We start from the raw sequence: 13,668 nt of genomic DNA, 5'->3' as shown, positions 1-13,668 counted from the left end.
TCTATTCAGCGGTTGGAGCGGGGGCCTCGGGCAGGGGCATCTCCACCCCTTCGGCCCAGAGGCCTTCGATGTTGTAGAAGCCGCGCGAATCTTCCTGGAAGATGTGAACGATGACGTCGTTCAGATCCACCAGGATCCACTGGCCGGTCTTGTAGCCGTCCATGCCAAGGTAGGAGAGCTTTTCCTCGGCGGCGCGGGTGAGGATGTGGTCGGCCAGGGTCTGAGCCTGGCGGACGCTGCCCGCCGTGGCGATGATCATGGCTTCGGTGATGGAGCAGACTTTGGTCACGTCCAGCGCGACCAGGTCCTTCGCTTTTTTCTCCAGCAGCCACTGGGCCACCAGATTGACTTTATCGCTTGTGGGGATGGTGTTTTTCTTGATGATCGGCATAGTGTTTTCCGTGGCTCTTCCTACAGTTTTCAAGGCACATGGGCAAACGCAATTTCGTTCGTCCCGGTTGACGCGGACGGGGCCATTCGGGCAGGAATCACCAGACACGCGCACGAATCGGAGGTGACGCCCCTATGATTTTCGACGTGGAGATGGAAACCCTGCCCAGGGAGGAGCTGGAAGCCCTGCAACTCAAGCGGCTTCAGGCCCTTGCGGAGCGAGTGTACGCCAATGTCGGCTTCTACCGCCAGAAATTCGACGAGCGCGGCATCAAGCCGAGCGACATCCGTTCCCTGGCCGACCTGAAGCTCCTGCCGTTCACCGAAAAACAGGACCTGCGCAACCACTACCCCTTCGGCCTCTTCGCCGTGCCCAAGGAGAACGTGGTGCGCATCCACGCCTCCAGCGGCACCACGGGCAAGTCCACGGTGGTGGGCTACACCCACCGCGACGTGCGCAACTGGGCCCGGCTCATGGCTCGCTGCTTCGTGGCGTCCGGGGCCTCCGCCAAGGACATCATCCACAACGCCTACGGCTACGGCCTGTTCACAGGCGGCCTGGGCGCGCACTACGGCGCCGAGGAGCTGGGGGCCACCATCGTGCCCGTCTCCGGCGGCGGCACCAAGCGCCAGGTGATGCTCCTCAAGGATTTCGGACCCACCGTGCTCTGCTCCACGCCTTCCTACGCCCTGGTTCTGCACGAGGCCGCCCAGGAGGCGGGCTTCAGCTTCAAGAACCTGGACCTGCGCATCGGCATCTTCGGGGCCGAGCCCTGGACCGAGGAGATGCGCCGCGACATCGAGGACAAGATGGGCATCACCGCCATCGACATCTACGGCCTCTCCGAGATCATGGGCCCTGGCGTGGGCATCGAGTGCCACAACGCCCAGAACGGCCTGCACATCATGGAGGACCACTTCCTGGTCGAGATCATCGACCCGGAGACCGGCGAAGTGCTGCCCCCAGGCGAGCAGGGCGAGCTGGTGATCACCACGCTCACCAAGGAGGCCCAGCCCCTCATCCGCTACCGCACCCGCGACATCACCATCCTGAACAAGGTGCCCTGCCGTTGCGGCCGCACCACCGCGCGCGTACACCGCATGATGGGCCGCAGCGACGACATGCTGATCATCCGCGGCGTCAACGTGTTCCCCAGCCAGATCGAATCCATCCTGCTGGAGACCGAGGGCCTGGCTCCGCACTACCTGCTGGTGGTCAAGCGCGAGGGCAACCTGGACACCCTGGAGATTCAGGTCGAGGTTGACGAGAAGCTCTTCTCCGACGAGATCAAGGTCTTGCAGCGCATCGAAAGCAAGATCGTCAAGAACATCAAGGAATACCTGGGCGTGACCGCCATGGTCAAACTGGTGGAGCCCCGCTCCATCCAGCGCTCCGAGGGCAAGGCCAAGCGGATTCTCGATTTGCGCAAGCAGAACTAGGGGGCACCCATGAAAGTAGAACAGATCTCCATCTTCCTTGAGAACCGGGCCGGACGCCTGGAGGAAGTCACCCGCATCCTGGCCGAGAACAAGATCAGCATCCGGGCGCTCTCCCTTGCGGACACCTCGGATTTCGGCATCCTGCGCCTGATCGTCTCCGACCACGAGAAGGCCAAGAAGGCCCTGAAGGAGAACGGCTTCACCGTGGGGCGCACCTCCGTGGTGGCCGTGGAGGTGGACGACCAGCCCGGCGGGCTCAACGCCATCCTGCAGATCCTCTCCTCGGGTGGCGTCAACGTGGAGTACATGTACGCCTTCGTGCAGCAGAGCTCCAAGACGGCCATCATCGTCTTCCGCTTCGACAAGACCGACCAGGCCATCGAGCTGCTCGGCCAGAAGGGGCTGAAGATCATCCCCGGCGACACGCTCTACAACCTGTAGGCCCTAGAATGCAAAACGCCCCGCCCGGCTGATTCCGCAACCGGGCGGGGCGTTGTCGTTTGTCGAAGAGGCGTCTAGGCTTTTTCCTTCTCCTTGACCCTGGGCGTGAACTTGAAGGACAGGACCGTCTCGCCCTTGTCCTGTCCGCCCTTCTTGGGGCCTTCCAGGGCCGCATCCACCTTCACCTGTCCGCCCTTCTGGAGCTTGCCGAAGAGCATCTCGTCGGTAAGGGGGTCCTTGACCTTCTCCTGGATCAGGCGCGAGAGCGGCCGGGCGCCGAAGGACGGATCGAAGCCCTTCTCCGCCAGCCAGGCCACGGCCTTGGGGCTCAGGTCCAGGGTGACCTTGCGCTCCTTGAGCTGCTTGTTGAGCTCGGCCACGTACTTGCCCACGATCATCTCCATGATGTCCGAGGTGAGCGGCTTGAAGCTGACCACCGCGTCCAGGCGGTTGCGGAACTCCGGCGAGAAGAGCTTCTCGATGGCCTTGCGGCCGTGGCTCTCGGTGTCCCCGCCCTTGGCCGTGCCGAAGCCGATTGTGTTGGCGGCCATCTCGCGCGCGCCCGCGTTGGAGGTCATCAGCAGGATGACGTTGCTGAAGTCCGCCTTGCGGCCGTTGTTGTCGGTGAGCGTGGCGTAGTCCATCACCTGGAGCAGGATGTTGAACATGTCCGGGTGGGCCTTCTCGATCTCGTCCAGCAGCAGCACGCAGTAGGGGTGCTTGCGGATGCCCTCGGTGAGCAGGCCGCCCTGGTCGAAGCCCACGTAGCCCGGGGGCGCGCCGATGAGCCGCGCCACGGCGTGCTTCTCCATGTACTCGCTCATGTCGAAGCGCATGAAGTGCACGCCCAGCACGTTTGCCAGCTGCTTGGCCAGCTCGGTCTTGCCCACGCCGGTGGGGCCGGCCAGCAGGAAGTTGCCCGTGGGCCTGCCCGCCGGGGAGAGGCCCGCGCGGGAGCGCTTGATGGCCTTGCACAGCACTTCCACGGCCTCGTCCTGCCCGAAGATGAGCCTCTTGAGCTCTTCCTCCACGCCGGAGAGCCTGGCGCGGTCGGTTGAGGAGACGCGCTGGGCCGGAATCCTGGCCATGCGCGAGATGATCTTCTCCACCTCGTGCACGCCCACGGTGTGCTTGCCGGGCTTGTCCTGCAGGCGGAACACGGCCCCGGCCTCGTCGATGACGTCCACGGCCTTGTCCGGCAGGAAGCGGTCGTTCAGGTGGCGGGCCGAGAGCTCCACCGCGCTGCGAAGGGCCGCCGGGGTGTACTGCACGCCGTGGTGCTCCTCGTAGTGGGGCTTGAGGCCCTTGAGGATCTCCACGGCCTCCTCGATGGAGGGCTCGGGCACCTCGATCTTCTGGAAGCGGCGGGAGAGGGCGCGGTCCTTCTCGAAATGGTTCTTGTACTCCTCATAGGTGGTGGAGCCGATGCAGCGCAGCTGCCCGGAGGCCAGCACGGGCTTGAGGATGTTGGAGGCGTCCATGGTGCCGCCGCTGGTGGCGCCCGCGCCCACGATGGTGTGAATCTCGTCCACGAACAGGATCGCCCCCGGCTTGGCGTGCAGTTCGCCCAGCACGGACTTCATCCTGGCTTCGAAGTCGCCCCGGTACTTGGTTCCGGCCAGCAGCGCTCCCATATCCAGAGCGAAGACCTCCACGTTCCTGAAGGTCTCGGGCACGTCGCCGTTGGCGATGCGCAGTGCCAGGCCTTCGGCCAGGGCGGTCTTTCCCACGCCAGGGTCGCCCACGTAGAGGGGGTTGTTCTTGCGGCGGCGCGCCAGCACCTGCACGGTGCGGGTCAGCTCCTCCTCGCGGCCGATGAGCGGGTCGATCTTGCCGTCGCGGGCCTTGGCAACCAGGTCAACGGTGAACTGCTCCAGCGCGGTCTGCTTCTCGCCGTTCTTGTTCGCGGTCTCCGCCTCGGCGCCCTGCTCCACGCCCTGACCGTGGGCGATGCTCTCCAGCACGTCCAGCCGGGAGATGCCCTGGGACTTCAGGAAATACACCGCGTAGGAGTCGTCCTCCTCGAACATGGCGGCCAGCACGTCGCCGACGTGCACGTTCTCCTTGCCGGCGGCCTGCATCTGCATGATGGCCCGCTGCAGCACGCGCTGCACCCCAAGGGTCTGCACCACCTCGGAGCTCTGCTCCTCGGAGACGACCTCCATGTGCTCTGCGAAAAAACGCTCCAACTGGAGTTTCAGGCGCACCACGTTGGCGCCGCAGCTGAGCAGGATGGCCTTGCCCGACTCCTCCTGCACGATGGCGTGCAGCAGGTGTTCGAGCGTGAGGTACTCGTGGTTGCGCCTCTTGACTTCCTTCACCGCATTGGTGAGCACGCGTTCGAGATTCTTGCCCAGCATTTATTCCTCTTCCATCGTGCATTTCAGCGGGTAGCCGTTCTGGCGGGCCAACTGGCGCACTGATACCACTTTGGTTTCGGCCATCTCGGCCGTATACACTCCGCAGACGCCCGTGCCGTTCTTGTGCACGGCCAGCATGATCTGGGTCGCGTCCGCGTCGGACTTGTTGAATACCGACTTGAGCACATGCACAACGAACTCCATGGTGGTATAGTCGTCGTTGTGCAGCAGCACCCTGAATTTGCGCGGCTCCCGCAGTTCCTCCTTGAGGATCGTGCCGGACTCGCGTTCGTCCTGACGTATCGAATCGGTCATGTATGCGCTCCAAAACCCCGTGAGGGATCTTCGGCCAAGAGATAAGTCGAAAGCCGCCCTTGTCGAGGGCCGGCGGGTTCCGGCCGGACGGCTGATCCTCCCAGAGTATACGCCCAGCAGGCTGGCCGCGCAACTGGCGCTGGACTTCCGTGCGCGGCGGGATATAAATGCCTCATGATCGTAAAACGTATCGTCCTGGCCCTCACGGGCGCATCGGGAATGCCCTACGCCGTGGCCCTGGCCCGCGCCATCGCGTCAGACCCCTCCTGCGAACTGCACCTCATACTCTCCGACGCCGCAATCAAGGTGCTCGAACTGGAATCGAAAGTTACAGCCGCCCAGCTCATCGCCCTGGCGTCCGCGGCCTATACCCAGCACGACGTGGCCGCGGGCCCGGCCAGCGGCTCCTGGCGGCACGCTGGCATGATCGTCTGCCCGTGCTCCATGGCCTCCCTGGCGGCCATCTCCAACGGGCTGGGCTCCAACCTGATCCACCGCGCCGCCGACGTGACCCTCAAGGAGGGGCGCAAGCTGGTGCTGGTGCCCCGCGAGACGCCCTTCAACGAGATCCACCTGCGCAACATGCTGGCGGCCAAGCAGGCGGGGGCGTCCATATTGGCCGCCTGCCCCGGGTTCTACGGCAGGCCCGCGACCATCGACGACCTGGCGGACTTCATCGCCGCGAGGGCGCTCGATCTGCTGGGCATTCCCCACTCCCTCGGCAAACGCTGGAAAGACGACAACTAGAGGAGTCCGCCATGCGTCACGAACTCACATGGAACGGCCATTCGAATTTCACGCTGCGCACCGACGGCCTGACCATCCTCATCGACCCGTTCTTCGAGGGCAACCCGAGCGCCGCCCTCTCCTCCAAGGACATCGCCAAGGTGGACTACGTGCTCGTCACCCACGACCACGGCGACCACGTGGGGCAGGCCCTGGAGATATGCAAGGCCACCGGGGCCAAGCTCCTGGCCATCGTGGAGACCTGCACCAAACTCGTCGGCAAGGGACTGCCCCAGGCCCAGGTGGTCAACGGCATCGGCATCAACATCGGCGGCAGCGTGAGCCTGGGCAGCGTGCGCGCAACCATGGTCCAGGCGGTGCACTCCAGCGAATCCGGCCTGCCCGTGGGCTACGTGCTGACCATGGCCGACGGCTACACGCTCTACCACGCGGGCGACACGGCCGTGTTCGCCACCATGGATATCTACGGAAAGCTCTTCTCCATCGACACCGCGCTGCTTCCGGTGGGCGGCACCTTCACCATGGACGCCCGCCAGGCCGCCGTGGCCTGCAAGCTGCTGCGCTGCAAACAGGTGATACCCATGCACTGGGGCAGCTTCCCCGTGCTGGAGAAGAATACCAGGGCTTTCGGACTGGCCCTGGACGACCTGGGCGTTGACACATCGCTCGTCGAGTGTGCGCCCGGACAAACTGTGGCCCTTCAGAAAAACGTCTTCAGCGAGGATTGCGGTTGTGACTGATACTTCAAATTGGATCAAAATGACGCTCAAAGGCGCGGCGGTGTTAGCGATTTGCACGGGCCTGCTCCAGTCGGGCCTGGCCCAGGCTCAGCCCCAGACTCAGGCCCAGCCCAAGGCACAGGCTCAGCCCCAGACTCAGCCCCAGACTCAGGCCCAGCCCAAGGCACAGGCTCAGCCCCAGACACAGACCCAGGAGCTGATGCAATACGCCACAAAGAACGGCGATGAGATCCTCTACGACAAAGGCTCTGTCCGGGAGGAAGGGAAAGGAGTCTTCTCCTTCATAAACGTCGTGCGCATGTCCGAGGAGAACGCCAAGAAATATTCGAGCCAACAAGGCTACTCGGACGTCTGCCACAAATCCATGCAGATCATGGCCATGGACTGCGGGGCCAAGTCGTACGTGATCAAGAAGGTCGTGGATTCCGACAAGAGCGGGAAGATTCTGAACTCAATCGACCCCGAAGATCAGAAGTTCAAGCCCATCGTCAGCGGAAGCGCCATGGAATCCCTCCAGGCTATCATCTGCAAATGATTCTCATCGCCGTAGGCCCCGCCGCGCACGCGGCGGGGTCTCTACCCGGTCAGCCGCATGTACTCCGGACAATCAGGGCCGCAGCGCGGATCAGGTGCTCGTGCTGACATCCTGCCGGGGCTCCCGGGCGGCCGGGGCTGTGCGCCTGGCGCGCCGCCCGGCCGGGCCGGAGTATCTAATACTGTAGGCGGATGGGCTGGGTGAGGGGTACTACCTGTGCAAGCGCAGGTATTTCCTGGGCTTTTCGTATCCAACGGACAGGCTGGAAAGCATCTCGACCTTCCAGCGTTGCTTGAAGAAATCCACCACGTACTCCAGGACCAGGACCTCGCCGTCCTTGAGGTAGGCAGGGGGGTAGTAGGCGCTCATTTCCCGCATGGTGGAGCCCAGCTCCTTGTTGACCATGTAGGATTTCTGAACTGAGAGCACCAGCTCGCGGTCGGAAAGGCTCTCCAGGAAGGCCAGCACCTTGGGGATGTACCCCAGGCGCACGAAGGTCTTGCCGATGAACTCCACCAGCATGGCGATGTCGTACTTCATGCCCGTCAGGCAGTGCACGGGCTTCTCGATGTCGCAGGAGACAAATTCCACGCCGTCCATGCCGAGGATGTCGCGCATCATGACCGCGCCCTCAAGCACTCGATCCTCCCGATCCACGCCCGTCACGCTCGCCGCGCCCCTTCGCCGGGCCTCGAAGGTGAAGAAGCCGAAGTTGCAGCCAAGGTCCACAACTGTCCTGCCGGTGAAGTCCACCTTGCGGAAATCCTCCAGCCCCTGGTGGTCGAGGTCTTCCGTGCCCAGGATGACGGGGGCCAGATTCTCATCATAGATGGTGCGGTAGACGTGCTCCGGCTCCAGCCGGGACACGTGCTCGCGCAGCCGTTGAAAACGGGGCATGAGGACTCCTTGGCGTGACGTGACAGGCCGCGATACAGCCTTTCGCGTGCAAAATCAACGAGGCGGGGAGGAATGCAGGGCCGCGTGGACGACGGCGGCCTTCCTGGGGCCCAGGCCCTTGATTTCGGCCAGTTGCTCCACCGTGGCGGACTTGATGCCCTCCAGGGTGGAGAACCTTTCCCAGAGCAGCTTGGCGGTCTTCGGCCCCACGCCCGGCAGGTTCAGCACCTCGCTGGCGAAAGCCTGCTTCTTGCGCACCTGACGCTGGCGGCCGATGACGAAGCGGTGCACCTCGTCGCGAAGGCGCTGCAGGAAGAGCAGTTCCCTGCTGCCGGGGCGCAACGCCAGGGGATTCTTGCGCCCGGGCCGGAACACCTGGTCGTCCTGGGCGTTCATGGCTCTGCCGGACTTGGCGATGGAGGCGATCTCCCACAGGTGGGGCAGCCCGGCCGCCCCCATGGCCCGCTCCACTGCCGCCAACTGGCCCTTGCCTCCGTCGATGAGCACCAGGTCCGGCCAGGGCTCGCCGGAGTCGATGCGCTTCTCCACCCAGCGGGCCAGGGCGGCGTAGTCGTCCGAGGAACCCTCCAGCTCCGGGAAGGCGTACTGCCGGTATTCCTGGCGGTCGAATCTGCCGTCCTCATAGACCACCATGCCCACGCGCATGCCTTTGCCGCCCAGGTGGGAGACGTCCACGACCTCGATTCGCCCTATCTCCCGGCCGACCTGGAGCTTGCGACCCAGGAGCGCCGGCATGGACTCCTGCGCCCCGCCCGCGCCTGCTTCGGCCACCGCCCTGGCCGCGTTGGCCGAGGCGATCTCCACCAGGCGGCGCTCCTCGTCCGTGCGCGGCGCGTTCAGCACCACCCTGGCTCCGCGCCGCTCGCCCAGGATGTCCGCGGTCACGGCGGCGGCTTCCTCGCCCATGGCCTCCATCATCCGTTGCGAGAGCATCACCCGCCCGGGCACGAAGCTCTCCGGCTTGTAGTACTGGGCCAAAAAGCTCGGCAGGGCTTCGGGCAGCTCCTCGTCGGTGAAATCGGGCCAGAAGAAATTGGCCCTGTCCAGCAGCCTGCCCTGGCGCACGAAGAGCACGGTGAGGCCCATGCCGCCGCCGGCGGAGAACACGTCCAGGGCGTCCAGGTCCGGGTGGTTGGGCAGCACCGCGGCCTGGCCCTCGATGGTGGCGCGCATGGCAGCCAGCAGGTCGCGCAGCTCGGCCGCCCGCTCGAACTGCAAAGCCTCGGAGGCTTCCAGCATCTCGCGCTCCGCCCGCTTGAGCACGTCCGCCGACTTGCCGGAGAGGAAGGCCTCCACCCGCCGCACCAGTACGGCGTAGTCCGCCTTGCCGACCGCGCCCACGCACGGGGCCAGGCACTGCCCGATGAAGTGGTAGAGGCAGGGGCGTACGCGGTTCTTGAAGCTGACGTCGCGGCATTTGCGCAGCGGGAACAGGCGGTTGAGCTCCCGCCAGGTCTTGCGGGCGGCCTGGGCCGAGGTGAAGGGCCCGAAATAGGTGGAGCCGTCGCGCACCACGCGGCGGGTGAAGGCGATCTTGGGAAAGTCGTGGGTCTTGTCCAGCTTGAAGAGGATGTGGCTTTTGTCGTCGCGCAGGACGATGTTGTAGCGGGGCCGGTGCTTCTTGATGAGGCTGGCCTCCAGGAGCAGGGCCTCTTTCTCAGTCCCCGTGACCAGAACGTCCACCCCGGCCACCCTGGCCACCAGCGCCCTGGTCTTGGGGTGGGCCACCTCGCCCCGGAAGTAGGAGGACAGTCGCGAGCGCAGGTTCACGGCCTTGCCCACGTAGAGCACCTTGCCCTGGGCGTTCTTCATCAAATACACGCCGGGATCGGTGGGATAGTCCTTGGTGACGAATTCGAACATTTCCCCCTCATGCCCCGAAGCGGCCCCGCAAACAAGGGGTCCATGCACCCTTGCCCTCGGGGCGTGTTGTGTGTACTGAAAAGCGTTCCACAAGGATAGAATCGAGAATGAAACGGCCCGCTTCCGACACATCCCGCATAACCGCTCCATGCCGGGCGGCTGTTTCACGCGCCTTGCGTCCCGCGGGGCTCCGCTGATGGACGTGCTCTGGGCACCCTGGCGGATGGATTACATCCTCGGCCCCAAGCCCGACTCCTGTGTTTTCTGCATCCCCGCCCACACCGGGGAGGACAGGGACCGCCTCGTGCTGGCCAGGGGAAAGCACACTTTCGTGATCATGAACAAGTACCCCTACAACAGCGGGCACCTCATGGTCACACCGTACCGCCACATCAGCTGCATCACCGAACTCACGCAGGAGGAGTCCGGCGAGATGATGGCCGCCCTCCAGGAGACCGTGGCCATCATCAACGAGTGCTTCAGGCCGCACGGCGTCAACGCGGGCCTGAACCTTGGCGAGGCCGCCGGGGCTGGCATCGCCTCGCATCTGCATTTCCAGATCGTGCCGCGCTGGAACGGCGACAACTCTTTCATGGCGGTGTTCGGCGAGACCCACGTCATACCCGAACTGCTGCTGCAAACCTACGACAGGATCAAACCGCGTTTCGACCGCGCGGCCATATTTAGCAACATCTGACGAGGGAGGCGGATATGCGTTTCATCAAGTTCGTGCTGTTGGTGCTGTTCTTCCTGTTCTTCATGGTGTTCTTCGTCCAGAACAACGCCCAGCTTGGCGCCCTGCTGGAGCTGAAGTTCAGCATGTTCACCCTGAACTGGCAGGCACAGCCTATCCCGTTCTACCTGGTGGTGCTCATCTTCTTTGTGCTGGGCGCGCTCTTCAGCACGGTCTTCTTCGTCATCGACCGCATCCGCATCGGCTCCCTCTGCAGCGAAGCCAAAGCCAAGGCCAGCGCCCTCCAGTCCGAGCTGGACGGACTCAAGGCCAAGCAGGCCATCAACGTGCCCGCTCCCGCCGCCCCCGCCCCGGCTGCCGCCGAGGAGGCCAAGTCCTAGCCGTACGCTCCGTGTGACCAAAGGCCGGACGTATCGCGCGCCCGGCCTTTTTTTTCCCTGTTGACTCCACCAAAATGTCCAGGCAAGTTAAACCCAGGCCCGAGAGCCCCCATTATTAACATTATCGTCAAATCACCCCCGGAAGCCATGAGCACCGTCAAGCTCACCCCCATGCTGGAGCAGTACCTGTCGATCAAGGGAGAATACCCTGATTGCCTGCTCATGTACCGCATGGGCGACTTCTACGAGATGTTCTTCGAGGACGCCGAAGTGGCCGCCCGGGAGCTTCAGATCGCGCTGACCTCGCGCGACAAGAACTCCGAGACTCCGGTCCCCATGTGCGGCGTGCCGCATCACGCGCTTTCGGCCTACCTGAGCCAGCTGCTGGAAAAGGGCTACAAGGTGGCCATCTGCGACCAGGTGGAGGACCCGAAGCAGGCCAAGGGCCTAGTGAAGCGCGAGGTGACGAGGGTGCTCACGCCCGGCACCGTGGTGGAGGACGTCAACCTCCAGGCCAAGCGCAACAACTACCTGGCCGCCCTGTTCTGGGAGCCCGACGAGCGCGCGGGCGGCCTGGCCTGGATCGAATTCTCCACGGGCGAGTGGTCCGGCCTGCACAGCCGCGACGAGGCCCAGCTCTGGCAGTGGGTCGAGAAGATCCAGCCCAAGGAGCTCCTGCTGCCGGACATGAAGGCCCCGCCCAGGCACGTGCCGGAACTGGGCATCCAGATCACCAATTTTCCCCACAAGCCCCATTTCGACCTGGCGGCCGCCTCCAGCCGCGTGCTGGAGGCCCAGGAGGTCTCCAGCCTGGAAACCCTGGACCTCGGCGACAAGCCGCAGCTGGTGCGGGCCATGGGGGCCATGCTCTCCTACCTGACTCAGACCCAGAAGCAGGGCCTTGGGCACCTGAGCGCCTTCCGCCCCCTGAACCTGAGCCGCCATCTGCTGGTGGACGAGGTCACGGAACGCAACCTGGAAATTTTCCGCCGCCTGGACGGCCGCAAGGGTCCCGGCACCCTCTGGCATGTGCTGGACCGCACCGTGACCCCAATGGGCGGCCGCCTGCTGGAGATCCGGCTGCGCCAGCCCTGGGTGGATCTTGAGACCATCCTGGAGAACCAGGAGGCCGTACGCTTCTTTTTCAAGGAAGACGGCCTGCGGGAGGCCATGCGCGACGCCCTGGACGAAGTCTACGACCTGGAGCGCCTCTCCACGCGCATCTTCCTGGGCCGGGCCACGCCCAAGGATTTCCTGGCCCTGCGCAACACCCTGACCGCGCTGCCGGGCATCCACGGCCTGCTGGCGGGAGACGGCCTGGACGGAGCGGTCTTCAGCGTGGAGAAGCCCCGGGCCCTGGGCCGCGTGCTCCAAACCTGGGACCAGTTGGAGGACGTCCGCGAACTGCTGGCCGCCGCGCTCGCCGATTCGCCCCCGGCCACCATCACCGAGGGCGGCCTGTTCCGCTTCGGCTACCACTCGGGCCTGGACGAGCTGATGGAGCTCACCGAGCACGGCGAATCCAAGCTCAAGGAGCTGCTGCTGAGCGAGCAGGAGGCCAACTCCCTGCCCAAGCTCAAGCTGGGCTACAACCGGGTGTTCGGCTACTACTTCGAACTTTCCCGCGCTGGCGGCCATGTGCCCGAGCATTTCGTGCGCCGCCAGACACTTGCCAACGCCGAGCGCTACATCACCCCGGCCCTCAAGGAGTTGGAGGACAAGCTGCTCTCCGCAAGCGAGCGCCGCAAGGATCTGGAATACCGCCTTTTCGGCGAGCTGCGCGAAATCGTCGCCAAGGCCCGCCCGCGCTTCAAGTCCATGGCCCGCGCCCTGGCCGACCTGGACTACTGGCAGGCCCTGGCGGACACGGCCCGCAAGTGGGAATGGACCAAGCCCGCCCTGCACCAGGGGCTGGAGATCGCCATCCAGGCGGGACGACACCCCGCCGTGGAAGCCGTTCAGGGCCCAGCCAACTACATCCCCAACGATCTGAGCATCACCGGGGATACGCGCCTGCTGCTCATCACCGGACCCAACATGGCGGGCAAGTCCACGGTGCTGCGCCAGGTGGCCATCATGTGCCTGCTGGCGCAGATCGGCTCCTACGTGCCCGCGGCCAAGGCGCGCCTCGGCCTGACGGACCGCATCTTCTCCCGCGTTGGCGCCTCGGACAACCTCGCCCAGGGCCACTCCACCTTCATGGTGGAGATGATGGAGACGGCGCGCATCCTGCGCCAGGCCACCCGCAAGAGCCTCGTCATACTGGACGAGATCGGGCGGGGCACCTCCACCTTCGACGGCCTGGCCCTGGCCTGGGCCGTGGTGGAAGATCTTGCCGGGCGCGGCCGCAAAGGCGACTCCAGCGACGGCGGCGGCATCCGCACCCTCTTCGCCACCCACTATCACGAGCTGACGCAGCTGGAAGGCAAACTTCCGGGCCTGCGCAACGTGAACATCGCCGTGAAGGAGTGGCGCGGCGACATCATCTTTCTGCGCAGGCTGGTGCCCGGCCCCTCGGACCGCAGCTACGGCATCGAGGTGGCCCGGCTTGCGGGCGTGCCCAGCCGGGTGGTACAGCGCTCAAAGGACATCCTGGCCGGGTTGGAGAAGAAGGCGCGGGAGACGCGCGGGGCCGCCCCGCAGCCGACCGCCCAGCGCTCCATGCTCCCCGGGCTCCCCGGGCTGGCCAGCGAGGCCCAGGAGTTCCCGCCCGAACAGGCGCACCCCGTGCTGGAAGACATCCGCAACCTCAAACTCGATAGCATCACCCCCCTGGAAGCCCTGAACATCCTGGGAGGCCTCAAGGCCAAGCTGGACGGGGAAGCAGGAACCCAAGGAGATTAGC

General features: G+C 64.9%; 13 protein-coding genes. 8 read left to right on the top strand and 5 right to left on the bottom strand.

Going from position 1 to position 13,668, the window contains the following annotated elements; translation table 11 throughout:
* Nucleotide 1: 1 nt before the first annotated feature.
* A complete protein-coding gene (gene rsfS, locus MLE18_RS00320; RefSeq protein ID WP_243366239.1) occupies nt 2-391 on the bottom strand; it encodes a ribosome silencing factor in 390 nt (129 codons plus the stop codon).
* A 134-nt stretch (nt 392-525) separates the two neighbouring features.
* Between rsfS and MLE18_RS00315 the strand changes: the two genes are divergently transcribed.
* Both MLE18_RS00315 and MLE18_RS00310 read left to right on the top strand, forming a co-directional pair.
* Complete coding sequence (locus tag MLE18_RS00315) at nt 526-1,830, top strand: phenylacetate--CoA ligase family protein (protein WP_243366227.1); 1,305 nt, start codon at nt 526-528, stop codon at nt 1,828-1,830.
* Between the two features lie 9 nt (nt 1,831-1,839).
* Nucleotides 1,840-2,271 (top strand): ACT domain-containing protein, encoded by a 432-nt coding sequence (locus MLE18_RS00310; RefSeq protein WP_243366225.1) that lies wholly within the window; start codon nt 1,840-1,842, stop codon nt 2,269-2,271.
* 74 nt (nt 2,272-2,345) lie between these two features.
* Here the strand turns inward: MLE18_RS00310 and clpA are convergent, their stop codons facing one another.
* Together clpA and clpS are read right to left on the bottom strand one after the other, a co-directional pair.
* Nucleotides 2,346-4,631, bottom strand: a complete 2,286-nt coding sequence (clpA, locus tag MLE18_RS00305; RefSeq protein ID WP_243366223.1) for an ATP-dependent Clp protease ATP-binding subunit ClpA — start codon at nt 4,629-4,631, stop codon at nt 2,346-2,348.
* A complete protein-coding gene (gene clpS / locus MLE18_RS00300; RefSeq protein ID WP_243366221.1) occupies nt 4,632-4,946 on the bottom strand; it encodes an ATP-dependent Clp protease adapter ClpS in 315 nt (104 codons plus the stop codon). It lies immediately after the preceding gene.
* A gap of 174 nt (nt 4,947-5,120) precedes the next feature.
* On the opposite strand from clpS, the gene MLE18_RS00295 reads away from it, so the two are divergent.
* Genes MLE18_RS00295 through MLE18_RS00285 form a run of 3 tightly spaced genes read left to right on the top strand, consistent with a single transcriptional unit; the run spans nt 5,121 to nt 6,968 of the window.
* Nucleotides 5,121-5,693 carry a UbiX family flavin prenyltransferase gene (locus MLE18_RS00295; RefSeq protein ID WP_243366219.1) on the top strand — a complete coding sequence of 191 codons (573 nt, stop codon included), beginning with the start codon at nt 5,121-5,123 and terminating at the stop codon, nt 5,691-5,693.
* Between the two features lie 11 nt (nt 5,694-5,704).
* Nucleotides 5,705-6,433 (top strand): metal-dependent hydrolase, encoded by a 729-nt coding sequence (locus tag MLE18_RS00290; RefSeq protein WP_272881412.1) that lies wholly within the window; start codon nt 5,705-5,707, stop codon nt 6,431-6,433.
* 40 nt (nt 6,434-6,473) lie between these two features.
* Nucleotides 6,474-6,968, top strand: coding sequence for a surface-adhesin E family protein (locus MLE18_RS00285; protein ID WP_243366217.1), 495 nt, complete (start codon nt 6,474-6,476; stop codon nt 6,966-6,968).
* A gap of 210 nt (nt 6,969-7,178) precedes the next feature.
* On the opposite strand, the gene MLE18_RS00280 is transcribed toward MLE18_RS00285, so the two are convergent.
* Together MLE18_RS00280 and uvrC are read right to left on the bottom strand one after the other, a co-directional pair.
* A complete protein-coding gene (locus tag MLE18_RS00280; protein WP_243366215.1) occupies nt 7,179-7,865 on the bottom strand; it encodes a methyltransferase domain-containing protein in 687 nt (228 codons plus the stop codon).
* 54 nt (nt 7,866-7,919) lie between these two features.
* Nucleotides 7,920-9,749, bottom strand: coding sequence for an excinuclease ABC subunit UvrC (gene uvrC, locus MLE18_RS00275; protein WP_243366212.1), 1,830 nt, complete (start codon nt 9,747-9,749; stop codon nt 7,920-7,922).
* Between the two features lie 196 nt (nt 9,750-9,945).
* On the opposite strand from uvrC, the gene MLE18_RS00270 reads away from it, so the two are divergent.
* From MLE18_RS00270 to mutS, 3 genes are all read left to right on the top strand, one after another.
* The gene (locus MLE18_RS00270) at nt 9,946-10,446 is read left to right on the top strand and encodes an HIT family protein (protein WP_243366209.1); all 501 of its coding nucleotides are present in this window, start codon (nt 9,946-9,948) and stop codon (nt 10,444-10,446) included.
* 14 nt (nt 10,447-10,460) lie between these two features.
* Entirely contained in the window at nt 10,461-10,823 is a 363-nt protein-coding gene (locus MLE18_RS00265; RefSeq protein WP_243366207.1) for a LapA family protein, read from the top strand.
* 147 nt (nt 10,824-10,970) lie between these two features.
* Nucleotides 10,971-13,667 (top strand): DNA mismatch repair protein MutS, encoded by a 2,697-nt coding sequence (gene mutS / locus MLE18_RS00260; RefSeq protein ID WP_243366205.1) that lies wholly within the window; start codon nt 10,971-10,973, stop codon nt 13,665-13,667.
* The last annotated feature ends 1 nt before the right edge of the window (nt 13,668 follow it).

Source organism: Fundidesulfovibrio soli (assembly GCF_022808695.1).
Lineage (GTDB): Bacteria > Desulfobacterota > Desulfovibrionia > Desulfovibrionales > Desulfovibrionaceae > Fundidesulfovibrio > Fundidesulfovibrio soli.
This window is presented reverse-complemented; position numbering and strand designations above follow the sequence as displayed.

What these genes read in the sequence shown, in the direction of transcription:
- rsfS (WP_243366239.1), bottom strand. Translation starts at nt 391, where the DNA reads ATGCCGATCATCAAGAAAAACACCATCCCCACAAGCGATAAAGTCAAT.
- MLE18_RS00315 (WP_243366227.1), top strand. Translation starts at nt 526, where the DNA reads ATGATTTTCGACGTGGAGATGGAAACCCTGCCCAGGGAGGAGCTGGAA.
- MLE18_RS00310 (WP_243366225.1), top strand. Translation starts at nt 1,840, where the DNA reads ATGAAAGTAGAACAGATCTCCATCTTCCTTGAGAACCGGGCCGGACGC.
- clpA (WP_243366223.1), bottom strand. Translation starts at nt 4,631, where the DNA reads ATGCTGGGCAAGAATCTCGAACGCGTGCTCACCAATGCGGTGAAGGAA.
- clpS (WP_243366221.1), bottom strand. Translation starts at nt 4,946, where the DNA reads ATGACCGATTCGATACGTCAGGACGAACGCGAGTCCGGCACGATCCTC.
- MLE18_RS00295 (WP_243366219.1), top strand. Translation starts at nt 5,121, where the DNA reads ATGATCGTAAAACGTATCGTCCTGGCCCTCACGGGCGCATCGGGAATG.
- MLE18_RS00290 (WP_272881412.1), top strand. Translation starts at nt 5,705, where the DNA reads ATGCGTCACGAACTCACATGGAACGGCCATTCGAATTTCACGCTGCGC.
- MLE18_RS00280 (WP_243366215.1), bottom strand. Translation starts at nt 7,865, where the DNA reads ATGCCCCGTTTTCAACGGCTGCGCGAGCACGTGTCCCGGCTGGAGCCG.
- uvrC (WP_243366212.1), bottom strand. Translation starts at nt 9,749, where the DNA reads ATGTTCGAATTCGTCACCAAGGACTATCCCACCGATCCCGGCGTGTAT.
- MLE18_RS00270 (WP_243366209.1), top strand. Translation starts at nt 9,946, where the DNA reads ATGGACGTGCTCTGGGCACCCTGGCGGATGGATTACATCCTCGGCCCC.
- MLE18_RS00265 (WP_243366207.1), top strand. Translation starts at nt 10,461, where the DNA reads ATGCGTTTCATCAAGTTCGTGCTGTTGGTGCTGTTCTTCCTGTTCTTC.
- mutS (WP_243366205.1), top strand. Translation starts at nt 10,971, where the DNA reads ATGAGCACCGTCAAGCTCACCCCCATGCTGGAGCAGTACCTGTCGATC.